The following is a 17,471-nucleotide window of genomic DNA, read 5'->3' as shown; positions in this document are numbered from 1 at the left end:
ATAAAGAAGAAAAACAAAGGGGATGAAGAAATGACATTGGCAATTGAAATGAAAGATGTAATGAAAAGTTTCAGTGGAAAAACGGCACTTCGAAATGTAAATATTGAGGTGAAGCAAGGAGAGATATTCGGATTCCTCGGACCGAGTGGATCTGGTAAGACGACAACAGTAAAAATTTTAACTTCTCAATTGCTTCATAGTGTTGGAACGGTAAGAGTATTAGGGAAAGATATTACAGGACCAAGTAGCATCGATTACAAACGAATTGGTATTTTAACAGATAACAGCGGCTTATATGAAAGACTTAGCATTTATGATAACTTACTATTATTTTGTGACTTATACGATTGCAAAAAAGAACGAATCGATGAAGTACTAACACAAGTAAATTTATTAGATGATAAAAAAACACCAGTAAAGAAACTATCAAAGGGAATGAAGCAACGCGTCACACTAGCGAGAGCAATCCTTCATAAACCAGATATCCTCTTCTTAGATGAACCAACATCTGCACTTGATCCAGTAAACGTACAAAACATTCATAAAATCTTAAAAGACTTAAATGAAGAAGGAACGACGATTTTCTTAACGACTCACAACATGGATGAAGCAGAAACGCTTTGTAACCGTATTGCCTTCCTTTGTGGCGGAGAAATTGTAGCACTCGATACGCCAGAGAACCTGCGCTTACAATACGCTAAGGATCAAATAGAGGTCGTATTAAAAGGTAAACGAAAAGAAGTAGTGCAAAAAGATGAATTAGGCGCAAATCGTATTTCAGAATGGATGAAAAAGGGCGAACTGTTATCTATTCATTCACACGAACCAACGCTAGGCGATATCTTTATTGAAGTTACTGGGAGGGGATTATAATGACATTTTCAATGAGACGTGTATCAGCTATTTTTAGAAAAGAAGTACAAGATTTTAAGACAAATTCACAAGTGTTGTTAATGGCATTTTTACCAATTATACTTTCATTTTTGTTTAGCAGATTTGGAGTGGGAAAGGAAATGTTAGGTATTACTACTATAACAGCCTTCCTATTTGTCGCAGGCTTTGTTCAATCTATGGTAATTGCAGAAGAAAAAGAAAAACATACATTGCGTGTATTAATGCTATCACCGGCATCTTCGGTTGAAGTTCTACTTGGAAAGAGTTTATTAACATCGGGTCTGACGATGGTCATTTGTATTGCAAATTTATTCATTTTAGATCAGTTAAATATTAACCTTCCATTGGTAGGATTGATATTCTTATGCGGAACTATTTTGTTTATCGTACTTGGAACAATGATCGGATTACTTGCATCTTCTGTACCACAAACATCAATAATTGGAATGCCGATATTAATGACGATGTATTTGGCTGTACAGTTTGAGCCAATGGTTGAAAATAAAGTAATTAAGACGATGATTGGATATCTTCCAACATCTCATATTGTGAAAGCACTTAAAAGCTTAGTAGGTGGGGCGGGATTTAGTAGTATTAGTGGGCATGTATTAAATGTTGCAGTTTGGCTTATTATATCGCTCGTTGTATGTTTAATCGTATATAAAAAGAAACAATTAGACTAAAAACTGAGCTAAAAGTGCTCAGTTTTTTCTTTTTTCTATCATTTCCTCGGAAATTTTACAGTTCTTATACATATTTTTACAGATTTTGTCGAAAAGTAATTAGTTATACGTTGTATAGGATACGTGAATATTGTTCAAAATGATTGCTGAGGTGATGATGGAATGCGAGGAAGAAATAATAAAAAGTCGCAAAAGGTAGTACATTTATTTCAAAAAAGATGGGTGTTTCCGGCACTATACATTGCTTGTGCAGCGGTAATCTTAATGGTTGCGCTATGGTTCCAAGGAGCTAATCCGAAGAAGACTCCAAACCACGATCAAGCAACACCGTATACACAATCGGAAGATCCAGCAGTACCAGTAACGAAATCTTCAGAAGTAGTGAAAATGCCAGCTGCCGCGAATGCGGAAGTAGTCGTACAAAAGAAATTCTATGAAGATGCAGCAACTGAGGCGGAACAAGAAAAAGCACTTGTCTTTTATAACAACACATATTCCCCGAACAAAGGAATTGACATTGCTGCGAAGAATGGAAAAGAATTCAATGTTGCTGCTGCTTTAAGTGGTACAGTAACGAAAGCTGAAAAAGATTCACTTCTTGGTTATGTTGTAACAGTTGATAGTGGAAATGGTGTAGCGGTATCTTATCAAAGCTTAGGCAGTGTGAAAGTAGAAAAAGGTGCAAGAGTTGCACAAGGTGAAGTATTAGGAACATCCGGTCTAAGTGCAATGAATAAAGAGGCAGGCTCTCACGTTCACTTTGAAGTACGTAAAGACAATGTGGCTGTGAACCCTGAACGTTACTTAAATAAATCAGTAACAGAAATTAAAGCTGATGCAGGTGCTGCAAAGGTTACGAATGCTTCTGGTAAAAAAGCTGATGACAAATCTCCAAAAGAAGAGAAGTCAACGAGCACGAAACCAGAAAGTAAAACAGAAGACAAGTCTCAAAAAGAAGAGAAATCAACAAGCGGTTCAACTAGTGACAAAAAAGAAGAACCGAAGAAAGAAGAAAAATCAACAAATGGTTCTACAGAATCATCTAACGATTCTTCTTCACAAGAATAAGAAAGTGAAAAAATCAGTTCCCACTAGGGGAGCTGATTTTTTTATTTTTATATAAAAATACTCAATTTCGAGAAAAAAGTTGCAAAAACAAGGAAAAATGACGAGATTCTCGAATATATATTACAAAAGGGAGGGGATACTGTGTCATTTTTATTTGTTCTGTCGACTGCTATTATTTTATTGTTTGTTTTATTCACCTTATATTATTATATTGCCGGTAAGAAAGAGGTTCCCCACCATCAATTATTAGAAGAAGAGTTTGAAAGAGAAGAATGACGCCTTATACATAAGGTGTCATTTTTTTTCGTCAAAATAGTCACTGTTAACGTATTTCTCACAAAAAAACGTAATTTTTCTTAACTTAGTCCGCAAAAATAGTGAACATGTAGCATATATCAGTAGTGCGGGCAATACAATGGTATAAACCAAAGCAAAGAGAGTGTTTGAGGTGAGAAATCGTGAATCATTTCATTATAAATCCAAGAATGTTTAACGCTTACAAACAGCACTCACACTTACTTCTTAGTCGTATGCAGCGAGGCTCATTTCACCCTTCTCACATCCAAATTAGGGAGGCGAGTGGTGTGCACGATTACATCAAAGAGAGAACTATCAAGATTGGTAAGTATATCGTGGAGACAAGAAAGACAGTGCGTGTCATTGCAAAGGAATTTGGGGTATCAAAGAGTACAGTCCATAAAGATTTAACAGAGCGTCTACCAGAAATTAATCCAGAGCTCGCAAATGAAGTGAAAGAAATTCTTGATTATCATAAGTCTATTCGTCATTTAAGAGGTGGAGAAGCAACAAAGCAAAAGTATAGAAAAGAAGATGTAGAGAAGCCTGTACGTCAATAATGTTACAGTAGCAAACATTCCGTTCACATTCGGTAATATTTTTCAGAAGAATTCTTTTTGCGAATATTACGTTTCTGTTAAATTTATGATAAAATCAGAAATTAGGTGAAAAGAATTCGGGTGTAACCTGATTTTGAATATCGAGGAGGAAAAAACGGGAATGTTTGCGCGAGATATCGGAATTGACCTAGGTACGGCTAACGTATTAATTCATGTTAAAGGTAAGGGTATTGTATTAAATGAGCCATCTGTTGTGGCAATCGATCGTAATAGTGGTAAAGTATTAGCAGTCGGTGAAGAAGCGAGAAGTATGGTGGGACGTACGCCGGGTAATATTGTAGCAATTCGTCCACTTAAAGATGGTGTAATCGCAGACTTCGAAATTACAGAAGCAATGTTAAAGTATTTCATTAACAAATTGGACGTAAAGAGCTTCTTTTCAAAACCTCGTATTTTAATTTGTTGTCCAACAAATATTACATCAGTAGAACAAAAAGCAATTCGTGAAGCTGCTGAACGTTCAGGTGGTAAAACAGTATTTTTAGAAGAAGAACCAAAAGTAGCCGCAGTTGGTGCTGGTATGGAAATCTTCCAACCAAGCGGTAACATGGTTGTTGATATTGGTGGAGGTACAACAGATATCGCTGTACTATCTATGGGTGATATTGTTACCTCTTCCTCTATCAAAATGGCTGGCGATAAGTTTGATATGGAGATCTTAAACTATATTAAACGTAAGTATAAGCTATTAATCGGAGAACGTACTTCAGAAGATATTAAAATTAAAGTTGGTACAGTATTCCCAGGTGCACGTAGCGAAGAGCTTGAAATTCGCGGACGTGACATGGTAACAGGCTTACCACGTACAATTACAGTATGCTCTGAAGAAATTACAGAAGCATTAAAAGAAAATGCAGCTGTTATTGTACAAGCTGCAAAAGGTGTATTAGAGCGCACACCACCAGAATTATCTGCAGATATCATCGACCGCGGTGTTATTCTAACAGGCGGTGGAGCTTTACTACACGGTATCGACATGCTTCTAGCAGAAGAACTAAAAGTACCAGTATTAATTGCTGAAAACCCAATGCACTGCGTTGCGGTTGGTACAGGTATTATGTTAGAGAATATCGACAGATTACCAAAGCGTGCTTTGAGATAATTTGAAAGAACTAAGGCTGACGCCTTAGTTCTTTTTTTTCGTTTTTATATTTTTTTATTTTGATTTTTTGCGAAAATGGAAGGAAAATAGAGAAATGTGAAGGAAACAGGTAAAATATTCATATATATGGTTAAATTTAATATTTCCTTAATTGAAAACGTTTATAATATAATGAGTCGAATACGACATTAAGGCAAATAATGTTTCAATACATATTGCCTTTCCCTAATTTGGGCATACACTCCTTTCCACCTCCGTGTCAGTTGCAAAAATGTGCAACTATTTTAATGGAATAGAGTGTGTGCATTTTTTTTTTAGGAAGTTGTGCTAAATATAAAATGTTACTTTGTAATGACAAACAATAAACAAAATGGGATAATAGCAATATGTCCAAGTGGTAAGACCAATATTACAAAAGGGGCGATTGTTACATGCTAAATATAGAACAAATTAAAGAAATCATTCCTCACCGCTATCCATTTTTACTTGTTGATAAAATATTAGAAGTAGATGAAGGTAAAAGAGCGGTTGGGATTAAAAATGTATCCGCAAACGAAGAATTCTTTAACGGACACTTCCCTGATTATGCAGTTATGCCTGGTGTACTTATTGTAGAAGCATTAGCACAAGTCGGAGCAGTTGCAGTATTAAAGAAAGAAGAAAACCGCGGAAGACTTGCTTTCTTTGCAGGTATCGACAATTGCCGTTTCAAAAAACAAGTACGCCCAGGTGATCAGCTTCGTCTAGAAGTAGAAATGACACGCGTACGCGGCCCAATTGGAAAAGGAAAAGCAATCGCAACAGTAGATGGTGAAGTTGCATGTGAGGCAGAAATTACATTTGCGATTGGTGATAAAAAAGAATAGATAGTACTAAAAAATCTCCTTGTGAAAAGACAAGGGGATTTTTTAATTTCTGCTATATAACGATTAAACAATAATATACAAACTAATCAGAAAATACCTTGTAAATAGATGGTAATTACCATATACTTACTTTATTATTTATCTAAAAAACAGGATAAGTGATAAAGGTAATAAAGAAATAAAGGCATTGTCATATTGTTAAGGTACTTAAGTAAGACAAAGTAGAATGTTATTGATTATGATGAGATATGGGGAAATCAGCAAAAATATTAATTAGACGTATGAAATCGAGCATAAAAGAGAGAAAAGGGAAATGTCGCATTTCACAAAAGGAGATTATGAATATGTTCGGGAGAAAGAGAAGAAAACCATTACGACAATTAATTACACATAAAGAGCCTAAATCGCGTATTACAGAACAATACCGTAACATTCGTACAAACATTGAGTTTACATCTGTAGATAATCATGTTCGTTCTATTATTGTTACTTCAGCCGATCCGGGTGATGGGAAAACGACAACAATCTCAAACTTAGCAGTAGTTTTTGGACAACAAGGAAAGAAAGTTTTATTAATTGGAGCTGACTTGCGTAAGCCGACGATACAAAACTTATTTGCCATTCATAGTTCAAATGGGTTAACGAACTTATTATCAGGACAAGCGAAACTTATGCAATGCATTCAAAAAACAGATATAGAGAACGTATACTTAATGGCAGCAGGTCCAATCCCGCCAAATCCAGCAGAACTATTAGGGAGCCGGGCAATGGACGAGGCGTTGCTAGAAGCATATAACATGTTTGATATTATATTAATTGACACACCACCTGTCCTTGCGGTTACGGATGCGCAAATACTAGCGAATAAATGTGATGGAATCGTACTCGTTGTACGAAGTGAAAAGACGGAAAAAGATAAAATCGTAAAAGCGAAACAAATATTAGATAAAGCATCAGGCAAACTACTTGGAGTCGTTTTAAACGATAAAAGAGAAGAAAAAGAGCAGTATGGTTATTACTAAAATAGAAACAGACCAACAAGAAATACTTGTTGGCTTTTTTTGTGTTCTTAAATTTATTTCTCAAGTTACATAGCATAAAAAGCATGATATGATAAATAATTTGGAAAATCATTGGAATGTGTTGTCATATTTAAGATTATTTTGTAAGATTATACTTGTTTCTTGAGAACAAATATAGAACTGAATTATTAAAAATAAAAAATGTAAGATTTATATGTTATAATTTTTCCTATGTGTAAATTTTAGAAAGTTGGAGGAACTTATGGAAGAAACAATTAGTTTAAAAGAGTTATTTCATATCTTAAAAAAACGTTTAGCAATGATCCTCGTAATTGCCTTTGGTGCAGCAATAGTAAGTGCTATCATTAGCTTTTTCTTCATGACACCAATCTATCAATCTTCGACGCAAATTCTTGTTAACCAGAAGAAGCAAGAAGGTGCAATGTTCCAAGCGGGTGAAATTCAAACGAATATTCAATTAACGAATACATATAAGGTTATTATTAAAAGTCCAGTAATCTTAGATCAAGTAAATGAAAAATTAAATTTAAATATGACAGCTCAAGCGCTAACAGGAAAGATTAATGTTGCGAATGAAAAGGATTCACAAGTAATCTCTGTAACAGCTGAGGATAAAGATCCAAAACTAGCTCGTGATATTGCGAATGCAACGGCAGATGTATTTAAAGGTGAAGTTGCAAAAATTATGAACGTTGATAACGTAACCGTGTTATCTAAAGCAGAAGTTGTAGAAAATCAATCTCCAATTAAACCACGTCCAATGTTAAATTTGGCAATTGCTTTCGTTGTTGGTTTAATGGCTTCAGTTGGTCTTGCGTTCTTACTAGAATACTTAGATAACACAGTGAAAAAAGAAGAAGATGTAGAAAGCTTACTTGGCTTACCGGTGTTAGGTATTGTAGCTCGTATGGATGAAGAAACAATGAACGTGAAATCACACGCTCCATCATCAAGAAAAGTGAGGGGACAAACAATTGGCTCTTAATTTATTTAAAAAGAAAAAAAATCATCGTCAACGTCGTCAATTAATTGCTCATCAACAACCGAAATCACCAATTTCAGAACAATATCGTAATATTCGAACGAATATTGAATTTGCAGCTGTTGATACAAATTTACATTCATTAATGGTCACGTCTGCAAACCCAAGTGAAGGAAAAACGACAACGACAGCGAATATGGCAGTTGTTTTTGCTCAACAAGGAAAAAAAGTATTATTAATTGATGCAGATATGCGTAAACCAGCAATGCATCAAATGTTCCAAGTAGATAATATTTTCGGATTAACGAACGTATTAACAAATAGTGAACGTTTAGAGAAGTGCGTACAAACGACATCTGTAGACAATCTACACTTTTTAGCTTGTGGCCCAATCCCGCCGAACCCGGCCGAATTGTTAGGTTCGAAATCAATGAAAGAACTTCTTGGACAAGCATACAGTATGTATGATCTAGTTATTTTTGATATGCCACCAATTTTAGCTGTAACGGATGCACAAATTATGGCAAATGTATGTGATGCTTCTATTCTTGTTGTTCGTAGTGAATCAACAGAGAAAGAAACAGCAGTAAAAGCAAAAGGATTGTTAGAATCGGCTAAAGGTAAATTGTTAGGCGTTGTTCTGAACGATCGTGAACGTGAAGAAGGCTTATATTATTATTATGGTGCAAACTAATGAAAAGAGTGAGATATGATATGAAACATATCTCCTTTTTTCCCTTGAATATGAGATGTCTCATATTCAAGGGAAAAAAGACTGATAGGAGAGAGGGAGGCTGAAAGAATGATCGATTTACATTGTCACATTTTACATGGCATCGATGACGGTGCACAAACAGTAACAGATAGTTTAGCAATGGCACAACAAGCCGTTTCAGAAGGAATACATACAATTGTCGCAACGCCGCACCATCAAAATGGTAAATATATAAATGAACATACCTCAATTATTCACGGAGTAAAACAACTAAATGATGAACTACAGCAACATAATATCCCACTTACCATTTTACCGGGGCAAGAGGTCAGATTATACGGTGACCTATTAGAAGACTATGAAGCTGGTAAAATCGTTACTTTGAACGAAACAAATAAATACATATTCATTGAATTTCCATCTAATCATGTACCTCGTTATGCAGAACAACTATTATATGAACTACGTGTAAAAGGAATGATTCCAATTATCGTTCATCCAGAGCGTAATGCCGAGTTAATCGAGCAGCCAGATAAGTTATATAACCTTGTAAATAAAGGGGCATTAACGCAAGTAACGGCAGGTAGTTTATTAGGGAAATTCGGTAAAAAAATTAAAAAATTTTCACTTCAACTTGTAGAACATAATTTAACACATATGGTTGCTTCTGATGCACATAACACAACGTCAAGAGGATTTCATTTAGCGGAAAGCTATGAATTAATTGAGAAAGAATTTGGAATGAATGTTATGAGTGATTTGAAAGAAAATCCGTACTTATTAATTAGCGGGAAGGCAATTTACAAAGAGGATCCAGAACAAATTCGTCGTAAAAAATTGTTCGGTATTTTTTAAATAAAGAATTGGTGATGTCTCCTAACCGTTATCAATGGAGGCACTCGGTCGTGCTGTGGGTAGAAATTTTATTTCATGCCTACCTTAGACGCTTGTCGTCGGGAGTATGGCGTGAGGATGGGTTAGATGCCCATAATTTATTTCTAATAGAAACTCTACCTATGGAGTTATAAAAATGACTCTATAGGTAGGGTTTTTGTTATTGTTACATTCAAATAAATAGAATTATAGGGGGAGTATAATTGAAAAAAGTAAGAAAAGCAATTATCCCAGCTGCTGGTCTTGGGACAAGATTTTTACCAGCAACGAAGGCGATGCCGAAAGAAATGTTACCTATCGTCGATAAACCGACAATTCAATACATAATAGAAGAAGCGATTGAATCAGGAATTGAAGACATTATTATTGTTACTGGAAAAGGAAAACGTGCTATTGAAGATCATTTCGATCACTCTTTCGAATTAGAACAAAGCCTTTTAGAAAAAGGGAAGTATGAAATGCTTGAAAAAGTACAAGCTTCCTCAAAAATAAATATTCATTACATAAGGCAAAAAGAGCCAAAAGGTTTAGGGCATGCGGTATGGTGCGCTCGTAAATTTATTGGGAATGAACCATTTGCGGTATTACTTGGTGATGATATTGTACAAGCAGAAACACCATGTTTACGTCAATTGATGGATCAATATGAAGGTACACAGTCATCTGTGATTGGTGTACAAACAGTGGCAGAAAATGAAACACATCGTTACGGTATTATCGATCCAGTTGAACAAAATGAACGTCGTTATCAGGTGCGTAAATTTGTAGAAAAACCAGCCCAAGGAACAGCTCCATCTAATTTGGCAATTATGGGACGCTATGTATTAACGCCAGAAATTTTTATGTTCTTAGAGAAACAAGAAACAGGTGCTGGTGGAGAAATTCAGTTAACGGATGCAATCCAACGTTTGAATGAGATCCAACGTGTATTTGCTTATAACTTTGAAGGCACGCGTTACGATGTTGGGGAGAAATTTGGGTTTATTAAGACGACGATTGAAATAGCGCTCCAGCATGAAGAACTGAAAGATGAATTAATGAAGTATATGAGTGGGCTTGTAAAGAAAGAAAATGTACATGTATAAAAGTGAGGGGGAGAGCATTGGCCTTGTTAAAAGTATCAAGTGGAGATATGGAAAAGGAAAATAATATAAAGCTTAATTTTGAAAAAGTAAATGCACGTAAAGGATATTTATTAGCTAAGCGCTGTATTGATTTTATCGGTGCATTATGTGGACTAATTTTATTATCCCCTGTTTTTTTGATTGTAGTAGTATTAATTAAGTATGAAGATCCAAAAGGACCCGTATTTTTTAAACAAATTCGTATTGGAAAAGATGGAAAAGAATTTTATATGTATAAATTTCGTTCAATGGTAATAGATGCAGAAGAGAAGTTGAAGGATTTATTAAAACATAACGAAGTATCTGGTGCAATGTTTAAAATGAAAGAGGACCCTCGAGTTACAAAAATCGGTAAATTCATTCGAAAAACAAGTATTGATGAACTGCCACAGTTATTAAATGTATTAAAAGGTGAAATGAGCTTAGTTGGGCCACGTCCACCACTTCCAAGGGAAGTAAAGGAATATACAGCATATGATAAGCAGCGTTTACTTGTTACCCCAGGATGTGCAGGGCTTTGGCAAGTAACGGAGAGAAATAGTGTTGGATTCAAAGAAATGGTCGAACTAGATTTAGAGTATATAAATAAAAGAAGTGTACTCTATGATTTGAAAATTATTTTTAAAACGATTCAAATTATGATTAAGTCTAATAGTGCATCTTAGTAGTTAATTCATAGAAAAGAGGTTAAAAAATGGATAAAAAGATTTGTGTAATGGGATTAGGATATATTGGTTTACCAACTGCTAGTTTACTAGCAACAAAAGGATTTCAAGTGCATGGTGTTGATATAAATAAAAATGCAGTTGAAATGATTAATAGTGGAAAAGTACATATTTATGAACCAGATTTAGATATTTTAGTTAAAGCAGCAGTACAAAGTGGGAAATTAAAAGCTTCATTACAGCCCGAAGAAGCAGATATTTTCATTTTGGCGGTGCCGACACCATTTAAAGATGGCCATAAACCAGATTTAGCATACGTAGAGGCCGCTGCAAAAACAATTGCGCCTGTTATAAAAAACGGCGATATTATTATTTTGGAATCAACAAGTCCAATTGGTACAACAGAAAAGGTTGCAGAGTGGATTTTAGATGAGCGTTCGGACTTAACAACTTCTGAAGGGATGCATAGTGATAAAGGAAGAGTTTATGTGGCTCATTGCCCAGAACGTGTATTACCAGGGCATATTTTAAAGGAACTAGTAGAAAACGATCGTATTATTGGTGGGTTGGATAAAGAATCTACCAAACGTACAGTAGAATTTTACAAACAATTTGTGAAAGGGCAAATTTTAGATACGAATGCTAGAACAGCAGAAATGGCAAAATTAACTGAGAATTCATTCCGTGATGTAAATATTGCCTTTGCCAATGAGCTATCGTTAATATGTGATAAGTTAAATATTAATGTATGGGAATTAATTCGTTTGGCAAACCGTCATCCGCGTGTGAATATTTTACAGCCAGGACCAGGAGTAGGAGGACATTGTATCGCAGTAGATCCTTGGTTTATTGTGGATGCTGCTCCTCAGGAAGCAAAACTAATTCATACAGCAAGAAATGTAAATGATTATAAACCAATGTATGTAGTCGAGAAGGTAAAAGAGAAAGCGAATCGTTTTAAAAATCCAGTAATTGCTTGTTTAGGTTTATCTTTTAAAGCTAATATTGATGATTTGAGAGAGAGTCCAGCAATAAATATCGTAGAGAAATTAATTTCTGAGAAAATTGGTCAAGTTAATGTAGTAGAGCCTCATATTAAAGAGCTTCCTGGACAGTTAGGAGGGAAGGTAGAACTGGTAGATATGCAAAAGGCTTTACAAGTATCGGATATTATTGTGGTTTTAGTAGACCATGAGAATTTTTATTCAATAGATCAGAGCTTTTTGAAAGAAAAAATTGTTATAGATACCCGAGGGATATTTGAGTGAAATTAATGGTGATAAAATATAGAATTGAGTATATTTATCAACCTTGTATATAGTAAATTGAATTTTTGTGAATAAATTAAAGGAATCAAAAGGAGGGCTGTATGAATCTTTCATTAAATCGAAGAGAGGATAAAATAATCTTCTTGGGTATATTAATATTACTATTAGGTACAGTAATAAGTATTTATACTAATGTATTATATATGTTTTCTTTATTAGTTCCGGTAATGCTTTTTTTACTTTTAAAATATAATAAATTATGGTTATACTTCTTAATTATTTACTTCCCAATGGAAACAATTATAGTTAAGAATCTTCCAAATCAAATAGCTGTAATTTTAAAATATTCTATAGAACCAATTTCTGTATTTCTTTTATTATTTATAATCTGTAAAAAACTTGCCACTAAAAATTTAAGTTTTAAAAATATAGGTAATTTAGGTATAGTATTATTATTATTTTTAGTAGTTAGCTTAATTTCATCAATGCTAAATGATGTAAGTGTTGATATATTCTTATTAGGTTTAAGATGGTTCTTAAGGTATATTCCCATTCTATTAATTGTTATGTTATTAGATTGGCGTATAGAAGAGATTAAGAGGATATTTTTGATTATTTTCGGGGTTGTTTTATTTGTGAATCTTGTAGGTGTGTTACAATTGCTGGGTGGAGAAAAAATTTCTGAAATTTTAAAACCAAAAGCATTAGAAATAACTAATCAAATTACTCTAGAGTTAGATCAAGGAATATCTAGATACGCAGTATACTCTACTTTTGGGCGCTATAGTGCGTTTGCGTTGTTCTTGAGTACATTCTTTGTTTTTATTTTTGCGAAGTTTATAATGACTAAAAAAAGTGGACTATTGCTATTATTTACAGGAATTATGTTAATGTTAACATATGCGAGACAAGCAGTATTTGGTGTAATTTTAGGTATTATAATTATAGCGATTTTGCATAATAATAAAAAGCTTCGAATTGTTATGGGAATGGGTTTTACTATAGTTACAATCAGTTTTTTTATATTCTTACAAAATACACAGGGGTTTGTTGCGAATGATATCTCACAAGACTTTACCAATCGTTTTTTTGGTGCGCTAACATATGAAAACTTCTTATTTGATATTCGTAATTATGGAAGACTATATTTTATATTCGTAGTTGGAAAATTATTTTTACAAGAAGTACCTTTATTGGGGGTTGGTATGGGAATGTATGGAACGGAGCCAGCTATCAGTTTAAATTCCTCTGTTTATGTACATTATAATATTCCTATTCAATATTCAATGGATGTTTTTTGGATTTCAATATTAGGTCAAGTTGGTTTAATTGGTCTTTTATTATGGGTGGCCATTTATATTATTTGTTTTATAAAAAGTATAAAATTGTTTAAAAAGACTTCTCATCGTTTTATAAAATGGTTTGCTTTAGGCTATGCTTCGAATATAGGGGTTATTTTAACTGAAAGCTTTTTTAGTTCCAATTTAAATGATAGATATCAATCCTTTTATTTTTGGTTATTAACTGGATTTTTATTGATTCTGTATAATAAAGAATTTTCTCTTAAGGGGACTGAATTATCTTAATAATTTAGTCCTCTTACAACTTTATTGGTATTGAAATTCAGTAATATTTGTTATGGGTTATTATAAGCTAAGTTGTTGTTAATTGGACGAATTTAATATATCAAAAATATTTTGAGGAAATAAGAAAGAGGTTCTTTATAAGAAACCTATTAGAATAGGAGGCCTTATATTAAGGAGTAATAAAATATATATAGTTATCATGGGACATTCCTCTATTAATAGAACAGAAATATCATCTATAATTGAATCTTTATTAGTCTTAAATTAATTCAATTGTCTAAAATAAAATTTTAATATCGTTATATGCATAAGATGGTAATTTAGAAAAGTAGGGTTTTTCTTATTTGAGGTAGTGTGATTTTTATGTTTATTAATATTTAAGAGAAAAAATGATGGTAATAATAATGATTTCTAATAAACAGTATTCGGCAAGGTCATACTGGATACTTTTAATTGTTGTGGTTTATATCTTACAGGAAATACATTTTATATAATATTGAAAAATAAGAGGGTGATAGAATGAATGCTATAAAGTTACATAGAATCGGAAATTATTTATATAGAAAAAAAATACCCTTTATACCTAAAGTTATCAAAGGGTTAATTTTTTTTCTGTATAATTCTATTGTTCCTAGTGAAGCAAAAATTGGATTGCATACTAAATTAGGATATGGTGGGATAGGGGTAGTTATTCATCCAAAAGCAGTGATTGGCAAAAACGTATTGATTGGGCCACAAGTAACAATAGGTGGTAAGTCTAATAATCCTAAACTCCCTATTATTGGTGATAATGTATATCTAGGTACAGGATCCAAAATATTGGGAGACGTTACGATAGGAAGTAATGTTATTGTAGGTGCTAATTCAGTTGTGATTAAATCTGTACCTAACAATACGATCGTCGCGGGGAATCCTGCTACCGTTATAAAAAGTAATGTTAATATATTTGATTATTGTAACTTGAAAAATATAGATGCGTAAAAAGAGAACCTTCTAAAGAGGAGATTTTATATTAATGAAAAATAAAAAAGATATTATTATGATTGGTCCTTCCCCACTTAATAGGGGAGGGATTTCTTCTGTAATTAAATCATTATTAGAACTACAAAATATGTATGATAGAACGTTTCTTGTATCTTCATATAATGATGGAAGCCAGTTCAAAAAAATTGTAGCCTTTTTTAAGGGGATAGTACACTGCTTATTCATATTAATCTTTAATAGACAGGTGAAAATAATGCATATTCACACTGCCTCTAGAGGAAGTTTTTTCCGTAAGAGAATATTTGTTAAGCTAGGGAAATTATTTAAGAAAAAAGTTGTTTTACATATACATGGTGCAGAGTTTATGGTTTTTTATCAGGAGAGTAGTGAGGATATAAGAAATCAGATTCGAGAGATATTAAATCAAGTAGATGTAATAATAACATTGTCTCAGAAATGGAAAGAAGATATAGAAAGTATCACTAATAATAGAAATGTTAAAGTTATATACAATGCTATCGATAGCCAGAAATTTAATTTGTCAAATTTGGATAATCAGAACATATTATTTATGGGTAGGGTTGGAACAAGAAAAGGGATATATGATTTGGTAGATATAATGCCTCAAGTTGTAAGTAAATTTCCTCATGTGAAATTGCATATTGCAGGTGATGGTGATCTACCAGCCTTAAAAAGAAAAATAAAAGATTTAAATATAAATAATTCAATTTGTATACATGGTTGGATCAATCACAATCAAAAAATTGAATTGTTAGAGCGCTCATCAATATTTGCTTTGCCTTCTTATAATGAGGGATTACCAGTATCTATTTTAGAAGCTATGGCTGCAGGTTTACCGGTCATTTCTACAAATATTGGTGGAATTCCAGAACAAATTGATCATAAAGCTAGCGGTTTTATTATCAAACCTGGTGATACAGAGAGTTTATTAAATCACATTAAATTTTTACTAGAAAATGAAGATGCTCGAAAACAATTAGGTGAGGCAGCAAAATATAAAGTAGATAAATCTTTTAGTTTAAATGTAATAGGGGATGAAATATTGAATATGTATGCCGTGTTAACTTCGGATTCATAAGGAAGAGGATTTTATGAAAAGTACGTTTTTTAAAAGTACCATCATTGTAGTTGTTTTTACGTTAATAAGTAAAATTTCAGGCTTCGGTGTAGATACCCTATTTGCTTATAAATATGGGCCTTCATTTTCTAGCGATTTATATGTATTTTTAGTGTCCATTGTAACTCTTATATTTATTTCTGTAGGAGGAGCAGTAAGCACTACATTTAGCCCTATATTATCTACATTAATTGTGAATGAATCCAACAGAGAGCAAAATAAATTTATAAGTAATACCTTAAATATTTTTTTACTATTTTTAATATGTATAAGTTTTTCCTGTTTTATATTTGCAAAGCAAATTATTGAATTATTAGCACCCGGGTTTGTAATTAATTACTCAAAGTTTGAACTTAATACAGCTATTAATTCGGTCAAGATAATGTCTTTTACTTTAATTTTAATAGGCATCCAAAGTATATTAGTAGGTATTTTGAATTGTTATAAAAATTTTAGAGCAGCTGCAAGTGTCAGTATATATACAAATTTTACGCTAATAATATTTTTATGCTTTTGGCATGATAAGTTGGGTAGGTATGGGATTGTTTATGCAATAACGATCGGTTACATTATATCTATCTTATCGTTGTTACCATTTGTAAGAAAAGTGGGATATCAATACACTACATTCATTTCTTTTAAAGAACGTCGAATAAAGGACATGTTCAAAAGAATAATACCAGTTTTTATAGGATCTTCCGTACTACAAATTAATTTAATAATTGATAGTATATTGGCTAGCTTAATTGCGTCAGGTGCCTTATCAATCTTAAATTATGCATCTAAATTGAATGTTCTGGTAACACATGTAATTGGATTAGCGATTGCAACAGTAGTTTTTCCTACTTTATCAGAATTAGCAGCCCGGAACGAAAAGGGAGAGTTTACAAATACATTACAAAATGCTGTGAAGATGACTAGCTTAGTAATAGTACCTATTACAATATTAATAATAGCTCTAAAGGAACCGATTATTAGTATTTTATTTGAAAGAGGTAAATTCACTCATGAAGCTACTTTGGAAACTGCGAAAGTTCTATTGTTTTATAGTCCTGCGATGATATTTATTACATTTAGAGAGATTTTTAATAGATCATTTTATTCGTTAGCAGACACTAAAACACCAATGTATATTTCCATATTAGGTGTAGTGATTAATATAGTTCTTAAACTTATTTTTGTTCAATACTTGTCATTAAGCGGAATAGCATTGGCAACGTCACTTAGTGTAATGATTGTTACTATCTTGCAAATGAAATATTTAAAGACAAAGAGGGTAATATTGAAGGGAATACCTCAATATTTTTTATTAATACTTATAATTAGTATACCTGTATATTTTTGTTCGAAATTTACGTACGTATGGATTGAAAGTTTTATTAATATATCAAATAATTTTGCCCAAATGTTTTCTATAGGGTGCGCTATTATTATAGGTGGTATTTTATTTCTTATTTTATCAATAATGTTTAAAATATTGAACCTTAATAACCTAAGGAGTCACATAGGTCGTAGAAATTAAATTAGCTAAGTATTTTAAAA

General features: G+C 32.9%; 18 protein-coding genes. All 18 read left to right on the top strand.

The window, feature by feature from the left end; all coding sequences use genetic code 11:
* The first annotated feature begins 30 nt into the window (after positions 1-30).
* Positions 31-873 (top strand): ABC transporter ATP-binding protein, encoded by an 843-nt coding sequence (locus tag GD442_RS25790; RefSeq protein WP_000170866.1) that lies wholly within the window; start codon positions 31-33, stop codon positions 871-873.
* Complete coding sequence (locus GD442_RS25785) at positions 873-1,577, top strand: ABC transporter permease (RefSeq protein WP_000144450.1); 705 nt, start codon at positions 873-875, stop codon at positions 1,575-1,577. Before GD442_RS25790 ends, GD442_RS25785 begins: the two co-directional genes overlap by 1 nt.
* Positions 1,578-1,739: 162 nt before the next feature.
* On the top strand, positions 1,740-2,645 hold the full coding sequence (spoIIQ, locus tag GD442_RS25780; protein WP_086407857.1) for a stage II sporulation protein SpoIIQ: 906 nt from the start codon (positions 1,740-1,742) through the stop codon (positions 2,643-2,645).
* 141 nt (positions 2,646-2,786) lie between these two features.
* Positions 2,787-2,921 carry a hypothetical protein gene (locus tag GD442_RS25775; protein WP_000008901.1) on the top strand — a complete coding sequence of 45 codons (135 nt, stop codon included), beginning with the start codon at positions 2,787-2,789 and terminating at the stop codon, positions 2,919-2,921.
* Between the two features lie 308 nt (positions 2,922-3,229).
* Positions 3,230-3,502 carry a sporulation transcriptional regulator SpoIIID gene (gene spoIIID / locus GD442_RS25770; protein WP_000544012.1) on the top strand — a complete coding sequence of 91 codons (273 nt, stop codon included), beginning with the start codon at positions 3,230-3,232 and terminating at the stop codon, positions 3,500-3,502.
* Positions 3,503-3,662: 160 nt separating this feature from the next.
* Positions 3,663-4,664, top strand: a complete 1,002-nt coding sequence (gene mreB / locus GD442_RS25765; RefSeq protein ID WP_000457978.1) for a rod shape-determining protein — start codon at positions 3,663-3,665, stop codon at positions 4,662-4,664.
* Positions 4,665-5,095: 431 nt separating this feature from the next.
* The gene (gene fabZ / locus GD442_RS25760; protein ID WP_000931959.1) at positions 5,096-5,530 is read left to right on the top strand and encodes a 3-hydroxyacyl-ACP dehydratase FabZ; all 435 of its coding nucleotides are present in this window, start codon (positions 5,096-5,098) and stop codon (positions 5,528-5,530) included.
* A gap of 344 nt (positions 5,531-5,874) precedes the next feature.
* Positions 5,875-6,552, top strand: a complete 678-nt coding sequence (locus GD442_RS25755; protein ID WP_000467973.1) for a CpsD/CapB family tyrosine-protein kinase — start codon at positions 5,875-5,877, stop codon at positions 6,550-6,552.
* Between the two features lie 262 nt (positions 6,553-6,814).
* Entirely contained in the window at positions 6,815-7,558 is a 744-nt protein-coding gene (locus tag GD442_RS25750; protein ID WP_000393135.1) for a YveK family protein, read from the top strand.
* The gene (locus tag GD442_RS25745; protein WP_001207173.1) at positions 7,548-8,249 is read left to right on the top strand and encodes a CpsD/CapB family tyrosine-protein kinase; all 702 of its coding nucleotides are present in this window, start codon (positions 7,548-7,550) and stop codon (positions 8,247-8,249) included. The genes GD442_RS25750 and GD442_RS25745 overlap by 11 nt, the downstream gene beginning before the upstream one ends.
* A gap of 108 nt (positions 8,250-8,357) precedes the next feature.
* Positions 8,358-9,125: a tyrosine-protein phosphatase gene (locus GD442_RS25740; protein ID WP_000566187.1), complete on the top strand. Its 768-nt coding sequence runs from the start codon at positions 8,358-8,360 to the stop codon at positions 9,123-9,125.
* Between the two features lie 242 nt (positions 9,126-9,367).
* A complete protein-coding gene (gene galU, locus GD442_RS25735; protein WP_000757788.1) occupies positions 9,368-10,249 on the top strand; it encodes a UTP--glucose-1-phosphate uridylyltransferase GalU in 882 nt (293 codons plus the stop codon).
* A gap of 17 nt (positions 10,250-10,266) precedes the next feature.
* Positions 10,267-10,953, top strand: coding sequence for a sugar transferase (locus GD442_RS25730; RefSeq protein ID WP_001196385.1), 687 nt, complete (start codon positions 10,267-10,269; stop codon positions 10,951-10,953).
* Positions 10,954-10,982: 29 nt separating this feature from the next.
* On the top strand, positions 10,983-12,221 hold the full coding sequence (gene wecC / locus GD442_RS25725; RefSeq protein ID WP_000358341.1) for a UDP-N-acetyl-D-mannosamine dehydrogenase: 1,239 nt from the start codon (positions 10,983-10,985) through the stop codon (positions 12,219-12,221).
* Positions 12,222-12,322: 101 nt separating this feature from the next.
* Positions 12,323-13,807: an O-antigen ligase family protein gene (locus tag GD442_RS25720; protein ID WP_001054139.1), complete on the top strand. Its 1,485-nt coding sequence runs from the start codon at positions 12,323-12,325 to the stop codon at positions 13,805-13,807.
* A gap of 519 nt (positions 13,808-14,326) precedes the next feature.
* Entirely contained in the window at positions 14,327-14,788 is a 462-nt protein-coding gene (locus GD442_RS25715; protein ID WP_086407858.1) for a serine O-acetyltransferase, read from the top strand.
* A gap of 34 nt (positions 14,789-14,822) precedes the next feature.
* Positions 14,823-15,890, top strand: a complete 1,068-nt coding sequence (locus tag GD442_RS25710; protein WP_086407859.1) for a glycosyltransferase family 4 protein — start codon at positions 14,823-14,825, stop codon at positions 15,888-15,890.
* A gap of 13 nt (positions 15,891-15,903) precedes the next feature.
* Positions 15,904-17,451: a murein biosynthesis integral membrane protein MurJ gene (gene murJ, locus GD442_RS25705; RefSeq protein ID WP_086407860.1), complete on the top strand. Its 1,548-nt coding sequence runs from the start codon at positions 15,904-15,906 to the stop codon at positions 17,449-17,451.
* The last annotated feature ends 20 nt before the right edge of the window (positions 17,452-17,471 follow it).

It is taken from the genome of Bacillus sp. A260, assembly GCF_009861435.1.
GTDB classification, from domain to species: Bacteria; Bacillota; Bacilli; order Bacillales; family Bacillaceae_G; genus Bacillus_A; species Bacillus_A cereus.
This window is presented reverse-complemented; position numbering and strand designations above follow the sequence as displayed.